Raw genomic sequence first — 17,733 nt, forward strand, 5'->3', positions numbered from 1 at the left:
CTATTCCTTATTTAACAGGTATTAAAAATTGATTGAATTTATTTAAAAACAGATATGAATATTCCATTTTCGGATTAATAATCTGCCAGATTTTCGGTACCGGCTTTTTGGTAAACGGTGTGATTACACACTGGTTGTCTTCTTTATTCAGTTCAAAAATCGGATTGTCTTTCGTTTTTTCAATATGCACATCTTTGAAGTTAAAAAGTTTAGCGAAATTTGTTAAATATTCTATTAATTCCGTATGTTTGTTTTCAGGATCTCCGTCAATAAACGTTAAAGGTTTGTTTAACTGAAATGATAGGTCAAATATTACCGAAGCTATTGGTTTTATCTCATTTTCTTGGATTAATACTTTAATGCCTTTACATTTTTTGATTGATTCTTCACCTTTTTTAAAAATAGGAAGTTTCAAATCATAATACAAATGAGAATATTTAAAGAAGAAGTCGTTGTTTGTAACAATAAGGCCGATATTGAATATTTTAGCATCTTTTTTTAAACATTCACTATAAGAAGTTTCATAATAATCGCTTGATATTTCAATGTTTTCGAATTTGTATAATTTATATATTTGATTGTTTATTGAAGGGTTGATTATTTTAATTATAAGTTTTTTATTTTTAAGCTTTCTATGTAAATATAGGGCTGATTTCAAAAGGGCGGAAATTTCTTTTTGTTCCATGTTTTTCATATCAAGCAGAAGATAAATGTTTTGCCCGTACGGTTGAGGAAACGCACCAATGTTTTTTTTAATTTTGTTAAACAAATCTTTTAAAGCTTCCGGCTGACCTATTAAAAGTAATTTGTCGTTTGGAAGTATCATTGTGTTTTCATTAATAAGTCTGAGCTCATTGTTTCTGTATATTGCTGCTACTCTTGCTTCGTCGTTTTGCAGTTTATTCGGGTGTGAATATACGAAAGGCGAGTGAGGAGGTACTTCAACTTCAAGTATTTCTCCGATTCCAAGTCCTATATCCCTCGCAAATAGAGGAACACCGGGTAAGAAATCTATTACTTTATTGGTTAAAAGTTCCGGAATATCAATGATTTCTATGTTGTTTTGCTGAGGTATGTCAAAATCAAGCCAAAATTTCACAAACAGAATAGGCACTTTTTTATCAAGTGAATTTTTTAGTATAAACTCCGCTTCTTTTTTGTTTTTCACAAAAATTATAATTTTATTCAAATCTCTGTGGAGAATGTTTTTATATAATTCATATGCATAAAAATTTATTTTATAAAAATATAAATTTTCTTTTTCATTAAAACCGTTTTTAATTTCGTCTTCTTCATAAATAATATGAAATTCGCCTAAATTTAAAAAATTATCAGATATTTTTTGAATTAAAAGAGTCGCTTCTTGGCATCCTGCAAATATTAAAATTTTATTCAAGCAGTTCCTTTTGTTAAAATTTCATAAAATTATATCATACGAATGGAGAATTGAGAATTGAGAATGGAGAATAAAAAATATGGAATTTAGAATAGACAGTATTGACGGTAATGCAAGGGCGTGTACCATCAAAACAGAACATAGTGAAATTAAAACGCCGATTTTCATGCCTGTGGGAACCGCAGCGGCGGTTAAAAGCCTTGATGCAATTGATATGATGGAAATACTCGATGCACCTATAATACTCGGAAACACTTATCATTTATACCTGCGTCCCGGGGATGAAATTATTTCAAAACTTGGAGGGCTTCACGGTTTTAGCGGATATAAAAGAAGTTTTTTGACTGACAGCGGCGGCTTTCAGGCTTTTAGTCTCGGTGATAACGTAAAATTTACGGATGAGGGTATCTGGTTTAAAAGTCATATTGACGGAAGTAAACATTTCTTTTCTCCGGAAAAAGTAATAGATATAGAATATAACCTAAACAGTGATATTATGATGGTTTTGGATGATCTGATCGCTCTTCCGAATACAAAAGAAAGAATTAAAAAGTCCATAGAAAGAACAACAGAGTGGGCTTACAGAAGTCTTGTACATCATGTAAACAGAGGCAAAAAAAACAATTTATTCGCAATTATACAAGGGGGCACGGATTTTGAATTCAGACGTATCAGTGCTGAGAGTTTAGTATCACTTGAGTATAAAGGATATACGTTTGACGGATTTGCAATAGGAGGGCTTAGTGTCGGCGAAGAAAATCAGCTTATGTACGATACAATAGAAGCCACTACTCCATATATGCCAAAAGACAAACCAAGATATCTTATGGGAGTGGGAACACCTGAGGATATTATCGAAGCGGTTGAGAGAGGTGTTGATATGTTTGACTGTGTTATGCCGACACGTAACGCCAGAAACGGTTATTTATTTACAACATTCGGGACTCTTAGAATCAAAAACGCAAAATACAAACTTGACGAATCTCCTATTGACCCTAAATGTAACTGTTATACGTGCAGGAATTTTAGCAGGGCGTATCTGAATCATCTGTTTAAAGCAAAAGAGCTAACGTATTTCAGGCTTGCAAGTATTCACAACCTGCATTATTATCTGAATTTTGTAAAAGAAATAAGGGAAGCGATTCTTGAAGGAAGGTTTAAAGAATACAAAAAAGAGTTTTATTCGCTAAGAGCTATGAATTCTTTGGAAATATAGGCGTTTAGTTCTTTTATTATTTCTTTTTCTCTTTTTGTAATATATTTTGAGAGAATATATTCATAATGTGTAGGCAGTTCGAAATGAATATGATATCTGTATTTTTCGCTATCAAGCTTTGTAATGGATTTGATTTCACCTTGTGTAACAAACAAATACGGTTTTTCAAGTTTTAAAATAAATTCGCTTTTTACAATATCCGAAACTTTCAAGTTCGATTTTTTGCCGATTACACACATTCCTCTTAAGGAAATGTCATAAAGTTCGGTATTTAATATAATATCTTCGCATTGAAGTTCCACATCAATTTTATTTTTGGGTTGAACCCTGATAAAACTTCTTTTCGGAGCGTTTCTTTGTATTTTTTCAATATTGTCCAGATACATGACTTTTTTATGTACTACAAAATGTTTGATATTTGCTCTAAAACTGTACTCCTTGTCGTTTTCTAACAAAAATATTTCTTTGTGAAATTTAGCTGCTACTATTTGATAATTGTTTGCGCTGACTTTTATTACGCCTTCTTTTTCATCAATTGATAAAATATGAGTTTTGTGTGCAATTGGAATGCCCTTGTAAATTGTGAAAAGATTGAGCTGTTTTTTATTAAAGTAAATTTCTTTTATTTCTTGTGGTATTTGTGTATTGTCATCTTCTATATCTTTGTGCAGTTCAATATAATTTATATAAAAATCAAGCAAAAACGTCAGGGTTTTGAGTTTTTTTATCGAGTTTTTTTCTTTTATTAGGTGTTTGATGTAGTTATTACTTAGTATTAAGAAAACTTTGTTTAAAACATACACTGAGTCGACGTCATAATCATTCAGTTTGTAAATTAAATTCAACTCTTTTGAAGGGATTACTTTATTTTTTAAAAAAAGCGGAGAAATGAATAGATTATCATAAAATGTTTCTATTTCTTTGTTGTCGATTTGTAAATTAGAACGGGTTAGTTTTATAATGTATTCTTGAAAAAGTTTTATAAAATGGGGTTTGTATTTAATAAAAAAGTTTTTGTTATCAAGAACAAAAGAAGAAAAGTTGTTGGAGAAAAATTCTTGCTTTGACGTCATTTATGTCCTATATTTCATTGGCAGCTGTTTAAATTCTATACCTTTTTTAACACTTTTAACTTTTCCGTTTTCATCAATGATGAATGTAACGTCTTTTTCTGCTCCCATGTTGTCGGTTGAGAGAATGTCAAGTATTATTTCATTGTTTTTAATTGAAACTTTAATAGGTTTTTCGTCCATACCTAAATCAATGATTTTAGCCCAAACTGTTTTATTGTCTAAAGTTTTATATGCAATAATTACATTTTCACTGTCGCTTTGGGTCGTTCCGATTATTAATATCCCGTTTTTATATGGTTTTATATATTTTACATCGTCCATATATGGAGTGGAAAGAGTTATTTTTTTATTGTCATTACTGTAAATTACAATGTCGGAGTTGTTGTTAGGAGTGTATTCCGTAACAGCTACGTATGTTTTACCGTTAATAATAGCAAAGTCTCTTGCTAAGTTATATGCTTTTCCGTAATAAGATGTTTTAATTAAATTACCTTTTAAATCGTACTGAAGAAGCGCTACTTTGTTTTTTTTCTGATCATAGCCTAAGATATACAATTTATCACCAATTACCTGCGATTTTATAGGGTCAAGTAAAATAGGAGTTGTTTTTTTCCACACAAGATTATAATTTTTGTCCAATTTATAAATATCGGCACCATTTGGAGCGGGAATAACGAAAATATATCCGTTTTCCGCTTTCATTAAGGCGCTTTCACTTACACCGTATTTATCAAGCAAATCTATACTTTTAAAACTTAAACTTTTAGTGTTTTGCTGTGTAGAAGTGGCACATCCGGTAAATAACGCTAAACCTAAACCGATCAGGGGTATAAATATAATTTTTTTCATTGTTTTTCCTTTTATTCGTAGTATGTTACGGAGCTTTTTCCGAACTTTCTTGTTTTTATTTTTTTATAAAGTCCCAATTCTTCAGGGAAGTCATAATCACTTTGGTGTTCAATTAAAACTTTTTCCACATTGTTTTTTGGGAGCTGTTTGATTAAATGCTGAACTTTTTCATAAATATCCTCATATCCTTCTCTAATTGCAAAAGGAGGGTCAAAATAAAAAAACGCCCTGTCTTTATCTCTTTTTAGTTTTTCAATTACGTCCCATACAGTTTCAAAACTGTCTCCGAGGATAATTTCACATTTTTCAGGATCCATTGAGTCGATATTCTTTTTAAGAACCCTTGCCGCTTCAGGGTCTTTTTCTAAAAAGTAGGCTTTTTTAGCACCTCTGCTGATAGCTTCAAGGCCTATGCTTCCGACTCCGCTAAACATTTCAACCCATGTCGAATCCGGTACTTCCCATTGAAGTGTGTTAAAAACGCTTTCTTTTAAAATGTTTTTAGTACTTCTTGTTACTTCTTTGTCTCCCATATATAATTTTTTCCCTCTGTATTTTCCACCTATGATTTTTATATTACTTTTTTCCATCATAATCCTTTAATATTTCTAATAATTCTTTTCTAAACTGTTCAAATGCTTTGTCAAGTTTTTCTTCGAGTGTTGTTTCTTTTACCGGTTGTTTTTTTTCAAGTTCCATAAATAGTGTTGTTTTGGTAAAAGGTTTTTTAATATCTTTTCCTATCAAAATGCCGTCTATTTCCGGATTGTCTGTAATAACAATTCCGTTACTGCTTAAATTGTCTTTTAAAAAATATTCTAAAGTATATTGTAAAAGCGGTGAGTCGCAGATTACTTTATATTGCATTTAAAACCTTTGATATTTTATGGAATGTATTGTATTACATGTAAATTATTTTATAATTAAATATAATTGTTTTTTGTTTACATTAAGAATTCTATCAAAAAATTAAACTTTTTAATATTTTTGACGATATTTATGCAGATTAAATAAGGGGTTTGCAATGGACGTTTTTAGCAATATAAAAAACGTGACTCAAAAGGCACAAAATTTGGATAATATTACAACTCAAAACAGTACTAAACATGCACAAATAGAAAAAGTCAACAAATTATCAAGTGAACAACAAAACATCCTTGATAAACAGGATACGGAGAAATTAAAAAAAGAGTTGCAAAAATTAACAGAAGAGCTTAATAAAGCTTTAAATCCTTTAAACACTACTCTTAAATTTCAATTTAACGATAAAATAGAAGAATTAATGGTAAAAGTAGTGGATACGAAAGATAATAGGGTTATTAGGGAATATCCACCAAAAGAAGCTCTTGAACTAATGGAAAAAATGAGAGAGATAGTAGGATTATTATTTGATAAGAAAGGGTAAAAATGGCTGATATTGGAACACTCTCTTCTTTGGGAATAGGAAGCGGAGTATTAAATTATGACTTAATCGACAAATTAAAACAAGCAGATGAAGATGCAATGGTTAAACCGTTGGAAGACAAGCTTGATTTATTAAAGAAAAAAGAAAGCGCTCTTTCACAGTTTATTACAATAGGTTCAACCGTAAAAACAGATATTTTAGATTTAGCCGACGGGTCATTATTTGCGAAAGTTTCAACAAGTGTAAATGGAAGTAGTGTAAACGTGACCGCAAATGACGGGGTTGAACCTCAAACGTTTGATATAAATGTATCGCAGCTTGCTGAAAATGATGTATTTCAATCAAACGGTTTTGCATCAACCGATAGTATTATAAACAACAGCGGAAGTGATTTGACATTATCTATCGGTGTAGGTGGGGTAGAGACTACTTTTTCATTAAAAGCGGGTGGAACTCTTGAAGATTTAAAAGAAGCAATAAACAATGCTAATGCAGGAGTTACTGCATCAATCATTGATACGGGAATAGGGGATAATCCTTATAAACTTGTTTTAAAAGCAAACAATACGGGAGAAGACAATTATATTCAGTTTAATTATTCCGGACTTGATGATTTAGGTTTTAATGCCACTAATTATTCATCTGTAGCATACTCTTCAGATACTGATCTTGTAAATAACAGCGGTACGGATCAAACATTTAAAATTACGGTAAACGGTACCGAATACAGTATGAATGTAGCAGACGGTACAACAGTCAGCGACTTTATAGATGCTTTAAATAGCGGAGAATTAAAAGACAGTGAAGGTAATTCGTTAAAATTAAACGCCTCATACAATAATGAGACCGGAGCTATAAATTTTGGAATTCAGGCAATCGGTGATATTTCAATTGATGACACCGGACTTACTACCGATATTAATAACAATACTGACTTTACAAATGCAAACAGACTACAAACAGCGCAAGATGCTGTATTTACGTATAACGGCGTTGAAGTGCAAAGAGCGTCCAATACGGTAGAAGATTTAATAACTGGTGTTACGATAAATCTTGAGAGTGAAGGAGAATCGACTGTATCCATTACTTCTAATGTGGATGATATGGTTGATGCCATTAAAAAATTTGTTGCGGATTACAATGCTATGATTTCAAATCTGCAAAGTTTAACAGCATATGATAAAGATACCGGAAATGTAGGTCTTTTCCAGGGTGATAGTGATTTTACTATGTTAAGCAGCAGATTCAGTAACGACTTATTCGGTGTTGTGATGTCCAATAAAACTACATCATACGATTTAAACGGTAATGAATTTACTATGAATACAATATTTACTGCTGCGGATGTAGGTTTCAGTATGGATAAGACCGGTATGATCAGCTTTGATGAAGACAAATTCCGCGAAGCTTACAATAAAGATTCGGATCTTACTAACAGATTATTTGGAAGTATGTTTACGAATCTTAAAACCGATTTTGAGACAACCATAACAGGCGATAATTCTAATCTTAATTTACTTGACAGGGAAATTAAAGATGAAGAAGATAGATATCAGGACAGAATTGACGCAATGAATAAATATCTTGAAACAAAGTATGAAATTATGGCAAAACAGTTTGCGGCATATGATGAAATGATTAATAAATTTAATACACAAAGCCAAATAATTCAACAGACAATTGATCAAGCAATTGCTGCAAAAAAATAAAGGATGGTAAATGACATATAACAAAGCTTTAAATAGTTATAATCAAATGAATGTAAATATCGATAGACCTGAAAAGCTTATTCTAATGCTTTATGAAGGAGCATTAAGGTTTGCAAATTTTGCAAAAAAAGCTATAAATGAAGGAAATATAGAGGATAAAGTCAAATATATTATTAAAACTTCAAATATATTTATAGAGCTAATAAATTCTCTTGATTTTGAAAAAGGCGGAGATATTTCTTATTATTTAAACGGCTTGTATGCATATCAGCTTGAGTTGCTTGCAAAAGCAAACTTGGAAAATGAAACAAAATATCTTGATGATGTTATCAGAGTGTTAAAAGGGTTAATAGAAGCGTGGAAAGAAGAAACAGGAATTAATTAATATCTGAAATACAAAAACGGAGAAAATAATTGAAAAGTTATTTAAATGAATTGAAAGTTGCTGTTATCAACAAAGATTTGAAAAAACTTGAACAGGTTGTACAGATGCAGCCTGTTTTTGATACTATGGATGAAGCCATGGAAATCCAGGCTTTTATGCAGCAGGCTATAGATCTTTTACAGGATGAAAAAAACAGACTCACAAAAGAGATGCAGAAAATTAAAAATCTACAAAAATTTAATAACGAACAATCCAAAGAAACATTTAATTTTAAAGCATAAAGCCAAAAGAGGCTTTAAAAAATAGAGTATCTGAAGTGTACGAAGCCTAAAATATGCTGGATGTCTCTTACTACGTTTTCCATGATTTTAGCTTCTTTGGTTCCGCTAAGCATTCTTGTAAGAAGATATCCATTCATTAAAGAAATCTTAACAATGCCTTTTGAATCTTCATAAACAGCTATACTTAAAGGCATTTTAACCGCCATAAATTTTGTATCGTCGTCACTTAACATTTTACCCGCATATTTAGCATTGCAAAATTTAATAATTGCTACTTTTCCGACATCAGGGCCTCCGTATTTTTTAATTTCTTCTTCTTGATTTATTACGGTTACAACGTGCCAGCCCGGTGTTTTTGATATTCTGTCGGTAATTATATTTACGGTTTTTTCAAAAGAATAAGGGCTTACAACCTGTTTAAAAAGCATATTTTGTGCTGAAAATTTAAAGAACAAAGGTACAGCAAACAGTGCTATTACTAAACCTATAATTAATCCGCCTAAAAAACTTCTTTTATTCATTTATTCCTCCTCCGGTATACAAATTTTGTGATTATTTATTGCAATAAAAGTTTTGTAAGTTACATATGCCACAAGCAGTGTAGTTACGGCTAATAAAAATAATGCTCCGTAATATGTTAAGTTTGTGTCATAAGCAGAATCCATAAGTATTGTTGCAATTGTAAGTGCCGCCATAGGGAAAGTGTATGCCCACCAAGAAATAAAAAACTGCAGTTTAATAAACTGTCTGAACATTGTTAGCAGTAGTACAAAAATAAACAGTGCAATAAAATATAAAAAAAGACTGTCCGTATCAATAAGACCGAAAGTTATCCTAAAATAACTAATAAATCCGACGGCCGGCGGTGCAATTAATATAAAAAATGTCGGAAGAAGTCTTTTTCCTAAAGGATTGTGGAAAATCATTCTGTAAATAACGATTGTAAATAAGACCAACCAGAAGAAAATACCAATTGCGTAAAAGAAAATATTTACCATTTCAGGCTGTGCGTCAACACCAACGACGGGAATTAGAACATTACCCACAATAGGTATAAACCATGCAGGGTTTATATGTCCCACTTCAAATTTATGCTCGATCCAGAATTTCATCACTTTGTAGGTAAAAAATAGATGAAGCGGTGCACCGACCCACCAAAAAATGATTGAAACACTTGGAGCATAATCGTAATATGCAATCGAAATAAGTAGAAAACTTATAGATATTGCAGCGGCAAAAGAACTTTTAACTGGGTGGTTGAATTCTTTTTTTACCGCTTCCGGATATTTTATCCATTTAAAAATGTAGGTCATAAATACGACAAAAAATAAAATAGTATCTAATAGCAGTAAAACTTTGTAAATTGCTTCAAAATAGTTGATATTTAGAAAATGCCACGCTTTAGCAAATGCTATAGTGAGCCCTGAAAGTCCCATAATTACTGCAAAAAGCTGTACAGGGAAAAATTCCAAACTACGCTTCATTTTTACCTCCTTTAAAATGCTTAAAAGTATAAATCTATAAGATTAAATTATTATTAATATAAGTTAAAATTATATTATCAAAATTAATGTAATTTTATTGACAAATTAATTCAAAATGAATTATAATTTGAGCGTAAGAAAATGAACACTCATTCAAAAGGAGAGAAAATGAAAAAACTACTTGTATCTTTAGGACTTGGAGCAATGCTTGCAACAAGTGCTTTTGCACTATCTGGACCAATGGCTCACATATTCAAAGCTGAAGTTAAAGCTAATGCAAAGTATGTAAAATACATTACACCTCAACAATTAAAAAAATGGATGGATGAAGACAAAGACTTCACTGTTTTAGATGTAAGAGAACCTGCTGAAACTGCAGCTGGTACTGTTGACTGGATTGAACTTGAAAAAATTCCAAGAGGTTTAGTTGATGTAAAAGCGGCAGTTGGGTACTTAAAACCAAACAATACATATGTTGTAATTTGTAAAACAGGTGGACGTGCGACACTTGCAGGCGCAAAACTTGTAAAACAATACGGATTTAAACATGTATATGTACTAAAAGGCGGTATGGTAGGTTGGATGAAAGCCGGATATACTGTTGTAAATAAATTAGGAAAATTTAAAGCGGCACAATAAGCCGCTTTTTATTTCACTCTGAAAAAACTGCTTCCGCTTCCCGTAAAAAATCCCTTATCCATATATTTATATAAATCAGGATAAAGACTAAGTGCCGGTTGAAACAGATCGTTTAATTCAGTAGGTGAATAATTGTTTAAAAGCTCCAGTGAATCTTTCTTATCAAAATCCGTATCTTTCGGATTGAAAAATCTTTCTTTATATTCCCTGTAAACATCAGGTGTGGAACATTCGAGAGGAGGAGTGAAAACTTCTATGTTTAAAAGATCTTCATCATATTTTTCTACAATATCACCTCTGCCGTATACATTGGCACTGTCATAATCATATATGAAAAACGGTACATCGCTACCGATTTTTTTACCGATTTCAGCCAGCTCTTTTTTTGATAAGTTAAGCCCGCTCATTTCATTTACGAGTCGTAAAAAGGCTGCCGCATCACTGCTGCCTCCGCCGAGCCCTGCCATTTCCGGGATGTTTTTATGAATTCTGATCTCTTTTCCTATAAACCATTTTTTAATATCAGGATAAGCTCTTGTAAGTTCTATATATGATCTAAATACACTGTTGTCTCTAAGCGCACAGTTTATATCACCTATAATATTGAATTTTTCACCTTCTACTATTTCTATTTCGTCATATAAATTTTCTACTTTCATAAATCTTGATTTTATTAAATGATAAAACCCGTCGTGTCCTACTATTTTTAAAAAAATATTGACTTTAGCATGTGCTTTTATTTTCATTAATTCCCTTTGAATATGTCGGATATATTTTTTAAAACAGTTATATCCACTTCTTTTGCGGCTTTTTTGTTCTCTTGTGTAATTTGCTCTATTAATTCGCTTCTTAATATAGGTATGTTTTTAGGTGCGTCTATTCCGATTTTTACCTGGTTTTTATCGACTGAAACAATGGTTATTTCAATATCGTCGCCGATTTTTATTTTTTCGTTTATCTTCCTTGATATTACTAACATAACTCAATCCTATTTAATATGTATGATACTTTTTCGTCTTGTATTTCTATAATAGCAAAAAATCTGTCGAATTTTACATAATATTGTCCGTTTTTTTTAATTTTAAAATCATTTGCATTTAATTTTCTGCCTAAAATAAGATTTTCAATATCTCCGAGATAAACATTTTCGTCTAAATCAAGGTACTCTGTGGGATTTAAAAGTTTTTCACACTCATAATGAAACTTGCCTTCATTAACCCTTTCAAGATATGTAAGGGCACCATCAACACCTAACTTTTTTGCTATGTCAAAACCGAGGCTTCTTATGTAGGTACCTTCGCTGACACTTGCTTTAAATGTAATAAAAGGATGAGAGTAATTTATAAGTTCTATATCAAATATCTCTATATCAATCTCTTTTTCCAAATATACGTTTTGAGATATATTATTCTCAATTCTCAATTCTGCATTCTCAATTAAATTGTAGGCTCTTTGGCCGTTTATTCTTTTAGCACTGTATTTGGGTGGGAGCTGCTTTTGTTTTCCCAAGAACTCTTTTAGCGTGTTAATAATCAGATCTTTTTCAAAAGGATCAATTTGTGTAATGGTTTCAATTTTTTCTATATCAAGGGAAGGGGAGTATGCCCCGAGCATCAGTGTGGCTATATATGTTTTGGGAGTTTTTTTAAGAAATCTGAAGAGTCTGGTATACTGTCCGCTCGCAATTATAAGACACCCGCAGGCAAACGGATCAAGTGTTCCCGAAAATCCCATTTTTTTAATGCCGTATTTTCGTTTAAGCTGGTTTAAAAACTTATTTGAACTGACAAATATCGGCTTGTTTGCTACAAACAGTATGTTTTTACAATTCTCCATTCTCAATTCTTCATTCTCCATTGTAACATTTTACATTTTCCATTGACTTACGCTTTTTCCACAAAATCGCTTAAAATTTCCCTTATGTTATGACCGAAGTCGATTTTGAGTTTTGTTTTGTTTCCGGCTTTGTTAATGCCGAGGATTCTTCCCGTTCCGAATACTTTGTGTTTTACAAGTCCTCCGACTTTAAACATTCCTCCGCTTGGCGCTTCTTTGAGGTTGACTCGCTCGCCTTTTATAAGTCCAGCTTCTGTCAGGAATCTACTTTTTGAAACCCTGCTTCTTTGTCCTCTTATATATCTGCTTTCGACATATGAGAGGGTGAGTTCTTTTTTCGCCCTTGTAATGGCGACATACGCAAGGCGTCTTTCTTCTTCGATGTCGGCTTCGTTAAGAGGGAAAAACCCTTCTTCCATACCTATTACAAAAAGATGTTCGAATTCAAGCCCTTTGCTTGCATGGATTGTCATTACGTTTATCATTTCATCGGTAATTTTATCCTGGTCGCTCTCAAGCGAAAGTTCGTTTAAAAACTCCCTTAAATTCAGATCTTTTCTTTCATGCATCATACCGTAGAACTCTTCTACGTTTCTTCTTTTGTCTTCGTCTTTGTAGCTTGTACTAAGCTCCAGTGTTTTTTCAATTGCTTCCGGCAGCTCTTCAATCGGAAGCGAGCTTAAAAACTCTATTGTTTTTTCAAGATCTTTGAGTGTTTTGGCGGCTTTTTTGCTTAAAAACGATAAATCATCCTCTTTTATAAATTCAAGGAAAGATTTATTGCCTTTGGCTTCTTCAAGTTTTAAAATAGTGGTTTTTCCTATTCCTCTTTTCGGTTTGTTTATTATTCGTTTGAATGAATAATCGTCATTAGGGTTTACAAATACCCTTAAATAACTGATTAGATCTTTTATCTCTTCTCTTTCATAGAACCTCATACCTCCTACAAGCTTGTAGGTAATACCGTGTGTTCTAAGACCGTCTTCTATTGAACGTGAAAGGGCGTTGATTCTGTAAAGCACGGCTATTTCTTTAGGGTTTACGCCTCTGTCTATTAAATTTTTGATTCTTTTGGCAATAGCTTCAGCTTCGGCCATTTCATTATAGCTTTTTAGTAATTCAATTTCTTTGCCGTCTCCAAGAGCCGATTTTAATTTTTTATCATATCTCATTTTATTAAAACTTATAAGCGAATTTGCCGCTTTTAAAATCTGATTGGTAGAGCGGTAGTTTGTTTCGAGTTTTATAACTTTGGCATCGAAATCTTTTTCAAAATTTAAAATGTTTTTATGATTTGCGCCCCTGAATCCGTAAATAGACTGGTCATCGTCACCCACAACACAGATATTATTGTGTGTACGGCACAGTTTTTTCAGTAGAAGCAGCTGTATTTCGTTGGTGTCCTGATATTCGTCAACCATAATGTATTGGTATTTGTCCGAAATTTCTCTGCATAAATCATCGTTTTCGTTTAATATTGTATATGTCAAAAGCAGAAGGTCGTCAAAATCAACAAGATTGTTTTCAAGCAGGTATTTTTGGTATTTGTCGTATATGTGGGCTAATTTTTTGTATGTAGTATCTTTTGCGAGTGAAAATACTTCATCTGCATTTAAAAAAGAGTTTTTGTATTTACTTATTTCCTTGCTTACAAAAGACATTGGCAGATCGGTTGATATCGATTTTAAAATTTTTTTCTGGTCGTCACTGTCTATTATTACAAATGTGTTTTTTCTGTTTATTAAATGTATATAAAGTTTTAAAAACATAAGTCCGAATTTGTGAAAAGTGCTGAGAAGCGGTGGATGGGCCGCATTGTTGTCTATCATTCTAAGAGCACGTTCACGCATTTCGCTTGCCGCTTTATTGGTGAAAGTCAGCGTCAGTGTGTTTGAAGGATCAATGCCGAGGCTTAATAGATAAGCAAGTCTTGTTGTAATTGTTTTGGTTTTACCACTTCCCGCTCCCGCCAATATTAAAAGTGCACCGTCAATATGTGTTGCCGCTTCTTTTTGTGCATCGTTTAATTCATTTAAAAAGTCCATTTTCCCGCTTTTTTATATTTATTATACCAAAAGTGCTAAAAATTTTATATATAATTAATTTTTAACATTTGTTTTGCTATAATTTTTAGTTATAATTCTCATTAATAAATTTTAAGAGGAGAAAAATGGTAATAAAATACCTTGATAAAATATATACATTTCTTGTAATTAACAGAGAAAGCAGCTTTTCAAAAGCAAGTAAAGCTCTTGGTATTTCTCAACCTGCAGTAACTCAGCAAATTAGAATTCTTGAAGATTATCTCGGGGTTAGTCTTTTTGAACGTAAAAAAAACGGTGTAATCTTAACTAAAGAAGGACAGACGTTTTTAATTTACGCAAAAGAATTTGAAAAGTTTTTAAGCGGATTTGAAAAAAAACTTGAAGAGTTCAGAAATGCCGATACTCCGTTTTTAATCGGAGCAAGTCCTACTGTTGGGAATTACAATTTACCTGAATGTATTAAATATTTTAAAAGTCTGATCAATCGTGAAATTAACCTGGTAATAAAAAATAACGATGCACTTTTTGAAGATGTGGAGAAAAAAGCCGTTGATATGGCTTTTGTAACCAAAAAGAAAAACAACGGTTTAAATTATGTAGAGTGGATTGATGATGAGCTGGTGGTGTTTTCAAACAAACCTCTTCCACCGAGTATAGAACTTGAGGATTTGAAAAATTATAAAATGATATGCCGTGAGCCAGATTCTTCAACAAGGGAATTTATTAAAAAAGCTTTTGAAGAATTTGAATTTGCCTGTGATACTTTAAACGTAATTAGTGTGGTACATAATTCTACCGCACTTAAATATACCGTTATGAGTTCAAGCGAGCAGGTTGTTTCAATTATTTCTAAAATGGTAATAAAAGACGAACTTAGAGACAAAAAACTGTTTATGTCAAAAATTAAAGGAATGAATCTTAAAAGAAAAACATATATAGTATATAAAGATAAAAATAAAGATATTGAAGCTATACTTAATTTTGTAAAAAGTTAATAAATCGGTTAAAGTAAATTAGGATTATTGAGACTGATGAAGGTTAATTAGTACATCGTTGGTTGTAATGATTGGTGTCTTTATACATTTTATATGTTTAAATATTCTTTTTTGCTGAACTTTCAGCTTTTGCTTTATTCTTTGTCTGTATTAAACAAATCTTTAATTTTAGTGTCTGTCACATTAATAGGGCAGCGAGCTGATATATAACTAAACTGATTAGAAAGTAATACGTTTGGAAGGGAGATAGAGTGCTTCCCCTCTAATAGATTAAATTATTCTTTTATAAATTTCTTGTTTCTTGGATTCATAGCAAATGGGTTTTTAGGTTTTTCTTCTTTCGGCAGGGTAGCCGCAGCGTTAATGAAAAGAGGCACCTCATCCTGAGTTATCTGTATAATGTTTGCGATTGGTACCGTTACAACACTTCCTATGTTTTCTTCTCCGAATCCGGCTTCGAATATAAAATTGTCATCAAGTATATGAGCGCTTTGCAATGTGTAGTTTGCAATGGCGAAAATTATTACGTCTGTAAACTGTTTTGTGATATGTTCCGGAAGCTCAGGGTTAAAGTTAATCGCCGGAAGATGAGCCAGAATTGAAAAAGGCTCGTCCCTTTCAAGCAGGATCATTAAAATATCTTTGGCGTGCTGTTCTTTAAGTTCTCTAAAATAGGGTAGGTTCACTATCATTTGTTTCCTTTAATTCTTTAAATTCATTTAATAAATCCCTAACAGCCCCGATACCGTTTTGCCAGAAGTTTTCATCTTCTATATCGACTCCGAACATTTCAAGCTGTTTTTTAGGAGGAAGGCTGCCTCCCTGGGATAGAAATTCTATATATTTTTCTTCAAAGTTTTCAAAACCGTTTTTGTACAACTTGTAAAGTGTTAGCACCAACAGTTGTGCGTATGAATATGAATAACAGTAAAACGGAGAATGTATAAAGTGAGGAATATAACTCCACCAAATCTCATAATTTTGTGTAAGAATTACACTTTCACCAAACATTTTTTGGTTTTCTTCCATCCATATTTTGTTGTAATCCTGAGGTTTGAGTTCATCAGCCGCGTGAACTCTTCTTTCAAAGTTTGTAAATACGATCTGTCTGAAAAGTGTAGCGAAAATATCTTCGAGTTTCCCGGCGTATATTTCCATAAGCTCGTTTTTCGGGAGCGATTTTTTGAGCTCTTCAAAAAGCAGCATTTCTGCAAAAATACTTGCGGTTTCCGCAGTTGTAAGAGGAGTATCCTGATTTAGGTATCCTACGTCTTTTGCAAGATATTGATGTATTGCGTGACCGAGTTCATGTGCGAGTGTAAATATATCTCTTCTTTGGTTTGTGTAATTCAATAACACATACGGATGGGCGTGAGGTGTAGCCGAATGAGAAAAAGCTCCTCCTCTTTTACCCTGTTTAGGGTATACGTCTATCCAGTTTTCATCAAATGCTTTTTTTGCGATTTCATAAAATTTGTCCGAGAAGTTTTTAAAAGCGTTAAGGACGGTTTCTTTTGCTTCTTCAAAAGGTATTTCTTCTTGTTTGTCGGTAAGTTTAATAGGTGCGTATCTGTCATAATCAAACAGCTGATCGTATCCTAAAATCTCTTTTTTAAGATTATAATATTCTTCTACTAAATAGGTGTTTTCGTTTACGGTTTTTACAAGTGCGTCAACACTTTTTTTGGTAACTTTATTGCTTAGGTGTCTCGGCTCTTCCACGTTATCGTATCCTCTGATATCAATAAAATCGATTTTCCAGTCTTTTTTAACCTGATTGTATATGTATGCAAAAAGATCCTGATGAGGTTTGAGTCCGAGTGTGAGAGACACCTGCGCTTTTTTTCTTTCGTTTCTGTCGGATGAATAGAGTTTGCTGAGTACTTCTTCTTCGCTCAGTTTTTCACCTTTGAAAAAGAATGAAAGTCTGCTTATGTGCTCGTCAAAAAGTCTTGAAAACGCACTGCCGCTTGTGAGGTCTTTTTTCATTAATATTTTTTCTTCTTTTTCACTCAGTTTATAAGGAGCTTCTTCTTGGAGGTGAATTAAATAATATTTATAAACACCGGCATTATCGATAAACTGTTGTTGTTTGTCAATCGGAAGGTATATAAATTCAAGTTCGAACCAAATCAGGTGTTCTTCCGCTTTGTTTGCAATTTCCTGAAATTTGGCAAGAATACTTCCCTTGCTTGTATCGGTTGCAAATTCAAGATATGCGTAAGTCAGGCTTCTTCCGATATTTTCCCAAATTTCTTCGTATTCTTTAAGTACATTTAAAAATTCGTCCGGAGTTAATGTATAAAGTCTGCTTTTATAGTTTTTTTCAAATTCTATTGCTTTAAATTCAGCCTGTTTTAAAAATTCCTCAGCTTCAGTGAGAGAACTGAATAGCGGTGTTAAATCCCAAGTCATTTATA

At 32.4% G+C, this 17,733-nt stretch carries 20 protein-coding genes; 7 read left to right on the forward strand and 13 right to left on the reverse strand.

The window, feature by feature from the left end:
• Positions 1–7: 7 nt before the first annotated feature.
• On the reverse strand, positions 8–1,396 hold the full coding sequence (locus tag NAMH_RS02385; protein ID WP_015902239.1) for a COG3400 family protein: 1,389 nt from the start codon (positions 1,394–1,396) through the stop codon (positions 8–10).
• 79 nt (positions 1,397–1,475) lie between these two features.
• Here NAMH_RS02385 and tgt point away from each other — a divergent pair, with 79 nt between their 5' ends.
• On the forward strand, positions 1,476–2,612 hold the full coding sequence (gene tgt / locus NAMH_RS02390; protein WP_015902560.1) for a tRNA guanosine(34) transglycosylase Tgt: 1,137 nt from the start codon (positions 1,476–1,478) through the stop codon (positions 2,610–2,612).
• On the opposite strand, the gene NAMH_RS02395 is transcribed toward tgt, so the two are convergent.
• Genes NAMH_RS02395 through NAMH_RS02410 form a run of 4 tightly spaced genes read right to left on the reverse strand, consistent with a single transcriptional unit; the run spans position 2,576 to position 5,401 of the window.
• The gene (locus NAMH_RS02395) at positions 2,576–3,685 is read right to left on the reverse strand and encodes a PilZ domain-containing protein (protein ID WP_012663733.1); all 1,110 of its coding nucleotides are present in this window, start codon (positions 3,683–3,685) and stop codon (positions 2,576–2,578) included. The genes tgt and NAMH_RS02395 overlap by 37 nt on opposite strands.
• Positions 3,686–4,534: a hypothetical protein gene (locus NAMH_RS02400; RefSeq protein WP_012663536.1), complete on the reverse strand. Its 849-nt coding sequence runs from the start codon at positions 4,532–4,534 to the stop codon at positions 3,686–3,688. It lies immediately after the preceding gene.
• An 11-nt stretch (positions 4,535–4,545) separates the two neighbouring features.
• Positions 4,546–5,124 (reverse strand): 16S rRNA (guanine(966)-N(2))-methyltransferase RsmD, encoded by a 579-nt coding sequence (gene rsmD / locus NAMH_RS02405; RefSeq protein ID WP_015902404.1) that lies wholly within the window; start codon positions 5,122–5,124, stop codon positions 4,546–4,548.
• Positions 5,111–5,401 (reverse strand): hypothetical protein, encoded by a 291-nt coding sequence (locus tag NAMH_RS02410; RefSeq protein WP_015902705.1) that lies wholly within the window; start codon positions 5,399–5,401, stop codon positions 5,111–5,113. The genes rsmD and NAMH_RS02410 overlap by 14 nt, the downstream gene beginning before the upstream one ends.
• 157 nt (positions 5,402–5,558) lie before the next feature.
• On the opposite strand from NAMH_RS02410, the gene NAMH_RS02415 reads away from it, so the two are divergent.
• The 4 genes from NAMH_RS02415 to NAMH_RS02430 are packed head-to-tail and all read left to right on the forward strand — an operon-like array spanning position 5,559 to position 8,314.
• Entirely contained in the window at positions 5,559–5,939 is a 381-nt protein-coding gene (locus NAMH_RS02415; RefSeq protein WP_015902185.1) for a flagellar protein FlaG, read from the forward strand.
• A 2-nt stretch (positions 5,940–5,941) separates the two neighbouring features.
• Entirely contained in the window at positions 5,942–7,648 is a 1,707-nt protein-coding gene (fliD, locus tag NAMH_RS02420; protein WP_015902484.1) for a flagellar filament capping protein FliD, read from the forward strand.
• A gap of 10 nt (positions 7,649–7,658) precedes the next feature.
• Positions 7,659–8,033: a flagellar export chaperone FliS gene (gene fliS / locus NAMH_RS02425; RefSeq protein WP_015901950.1), complete on the forward strand. Its 375-nt coding sequence runs from the start codon at positions 7,659–7,661 to the stop codon at positions 8,031–8,033.
• Positions 8,034–8,062: 29 nt separating this feature from the next.
• A complete protein-coding gene (locus NAMH_RS02430; RefSeq protein WP_015902079.1) occupies positions 8,063–8,314 on the forward strand; it encodes a hypothetical protein in 252 nt (83 codons plus the stop codon).
• Positions 8,315–8,328: 14 nt separating this feature from the next.
• On the opposite strand, the gene NAMH_RS02435 is transcribed toward NAMH_RS02430, so the two are convergent.
• Positions 8,329–8,835 carry a DUF302 domain-containing protein gene (locus NAMH_RS02435; protein WP_012663826.1) on the reverse strand — a complete coding sequence of 169 codons (507 nt, stop codon included), beginning with the start codon at positions 8,833–8,835 and terminating at the stop codon, positions 8,329–8,331.
• Positions 8,836–9,798 (reverse strand): SLAC1 anion channel family protein, encoded by a 963-nt coding sequence (locus NAMH_RS02440; protein ID WP_015902259.1) that lies wholly within the window; start codon positions 9,796–9,798, stop codon positions 8,836–8,838.
• 168 nt (positions 9,799–9,966) lie between these two features.
• Between NAMH_RS02440 and NAMH_RS02445 the strand changes: the two genes are divergently transcribed.
• Positions 9,967–10,437 carry a rhodanese-like domain-containing protein gene (locus NAMH_RS02445; RefSeq protein WP_012663862.1) on the forward strand — a complete coding sequence of 157 codons (471 nt, stop codon included), beginning with the start codon at positions 9,967–9,969 and terminating at the stop codon, positions 10,435–10,437.
• Between the two features lie 8 nt (positions 10,438–10,445).
• Here the strand turns inward: NAMH_RS02445 and NAMH_RS02450 are convergent, their stop codons facing one another.
• Genes NAMH_RS02450 through NAMH_RS02465 form a run of 4 tightly spaced genes read right to left on the reverse strand, consistent with a single transcriptional unit; the run spans position 10,446 to position 14,318 of the window.
• On the reverse strand, positions 10,446–11,183 hold the full coding sequence (locus NAMH_RS02450) for a 4-(cytidine 5'-diphospho)-2-C-methyl-D-erythritol kinase (RefSeq protein ID WP_015902283.1): 738 nt from the start codon (positions 11,181–11,183) through the stop codon (positions 10,446–10,448).
• A complete protein-coding gene (gene csrA / locus NAMH_RS02455; protein WP_012663456.1) occupies positions 11,183–11,416 on the reverse strand; it encodes a carbon storage regulator CsrA in 234 nt (77 codons plus the stop codon). Before csrA ends, NAMH_RS02450 begins: the two co-directional genes overlap by 1 nt.
• Positions 11,410–12,273, reverse strand: a complete 864-nt coding sequence (locus NAMH_RS02460; RefSeq protein WP_041361509.1) for a pseudouridine synthase family protein — start codon at positions 12,271–12,273, stop codon at positions 11,410–11,412. The genes csrA and NAMH_RS02460 overlap by 7 nt, the downstream gene beginning before the upstream one ends.
• Before the next feature lie 47 nt (positions 12,274–12,320).
• Positions 12,321–14,318, reverse strand: coding sequence for an ATP-dependent helicase (locus NAMH_RS02465; protein WP_015901930.1), 1,998 nt, complete (start codon positions 14,316–14,318; stop codon positions 12,321–12,323).
• A 125-nt stretch (positions 14,319–14,443) separates the two neighbouring features.
• Between NAMH_RS02465 and NAMH_RS02470 the strand changes: the two genes are divergently transcribed.
• On the forward strand, positions 14,444–15,313 hold the full coding sequence (locus tag NAMH_RS02470; protein WP_015902793.1) for a LysR family transcriptional regulator: 870 nt from the start codon (positions 14,444–14,446) through the stop codon (positions 15,311–15,313).
• 275 nt (positions 15,314–15,588) lie between these two features.
• On the opposite strand, the gene NAMH_RS02475 is transcribed toward NAMH_RS02470, so the two are convergent.
• On the reverse strand, positions 15,589–16,005 hold the full coding sequence (locus NAMH_RS02475) for a hypothetical protein (RefSeq protein ID WP_012663880.1): 417 nt from the start codon (positions 16,003–16,005) through the stop codon (positions 15,589–15,591).
• On the reverse strand, positions 15,980–17,728 hold the full coding sequence (locus NAMH_RS02480; protein WP_015901881.1) for a M3 family oligoendopeptidase: 1,749 nt from the start codon (positions 17,726–17,728) through the stop codon (positions 15,980–15,982). The genes NAMH_RS02475 and NAMH_RS02480 overlap by 26 nt, the downstream gene beginning before the upstream one ends.
• Between the last annotated feature and the right edge of the window lie 5 nt (positions 17,729–17,733).

Origin of the sequence: Nautilia profundicola AmH, from assembly GCF_000021725.1 — a bacterium.
Lineage (GTDB): Bacteria > Campylobacterota > Campylobacteria > Campylobacterales > Nautiliaceae > Nautilia > Nautilia profundicola.

Bases quoted from the DNA above. Each gene is read 5' to 3' on its own strand.
- NAMH_RS02400 (WP_012663536.1), bottom strand. From the start codon at position 4,534: ATGAAAAAAATTATATTTATACCCCTGATCGGTTTAGGTTTAGCGTTA.
- NAMH_RS02465 (WP_015901930.1), bottom strand. From the start codon at position 14,318: ATGGACTTTTTAAATGAATTAAACGATGCACAAAAAGAAGCGGCAACA.
- NAMH_RS02415 (WP_015902185.1), top strand. From the start codon at position 5,559: ATGGACGTTTTTAGCAATATAAAAAACGTGACTCAAAAGGCACAAAAT.
- tgt (WP_015902560.1), top strand. From the start codon at position 1,476: ATGGAATTTAGAATAGACAGTATTGACGGTAATGCAAGGGCGTGTACC.
- NAMH_RS02470 (WP_015902793.1), top strand. From the start codon at position 14,444: ATGGTAATAAAATACCTTGATAAAATATATACATTTCTTGTAATTAAC.
- NAMH_RS02450 (WP_015902283.1), bottom strand. From the start codon at position 11,183: ATGAAAATAAAAGCACATGCTAAAGTCAATATTTTTTTAAAAATAGTA.
- fliD (WP_015902484.1), top strand. From the start codon at position 5,942: ATGGCTGATATTGGAACACTCTCTTCTTTGGGAATAGGAAGCGGAGTA.
- NAMH_RS02410 (WP_015902705.1), bottom strand. From the start codon at position 5,401: ATGCAATATAAAGTAATCTGCGACTCACCGCTTTTACAATATACTTTA.
- NAMH_RS02475 (WP_012663880.1), bottom strand. From the start codon at position 16,005: ATGATAGTGAACCTACCCTATTTTAGAGAACTTAAAGAACAGCACGCC.
- NAMH_RS02445 (WP_012663862.1), top strand. From the start codon at position 9,967: ATGAAAAAACTACTTGTATCTTTAGGACTTGGAGCAATGCTTGCAACA.
- NAMH_RS02480 (WP_015901881.1), bottom strand. From the start codon at position 17,728: ATGACTTGGGATTTAACACCGCTATTCAGTTCTCTCACTGAAGCTGAG.
- NAMH_RS02460 (WP_041361509.1), bottom strand. From the start codon at position 12,273: ATGGAGAATTGTAAAAACATACTGTTTGTAGCAAACAAGCCGATATTT.
- csrA (WP_012663456.1), bottom strand. From the start codon at position 11,416: ATGTTAGTAATATCAAGGAAGATAAACGAAAAAATAAAAATCGGCGAC.
- fliS (WP_015901950.1), top strand. From the start codon at position 7,659: ATGACATATAACAAAGCTTTAAATAGTTATAATCAAATGAATGTAAAT.
- NAMH_RS02435 (WP_012663826.1), bottom strand. From the start codon at position 8,835: ATGAATAAAAGAAGTTTTTTAGGCGGATTAATTATAGGTTTAGTAATA.
- NAMH_RS02440 (WP_015902259.1), bottom strand. From the start codon at position 9,798: ATGAAGCGTAGTTTGGAATTTTTCCCTGTACAGCTTTTTGCAGTAATT.
- rsmD (WP_015902404.1), bottom strand. From the start codon at position 5,124: ATGGAAAAAAGTAATATAAAAATCATAGGTGGAAAATACAGAGGGAAA.
- NAMH_RS02395 (WP_012663733.1), bottom strand. From the start codon at position 3,685: ATGACGTCAAAGCAAGAATTTTTCTCCAACAACTTTTCTTCTTTTGTT.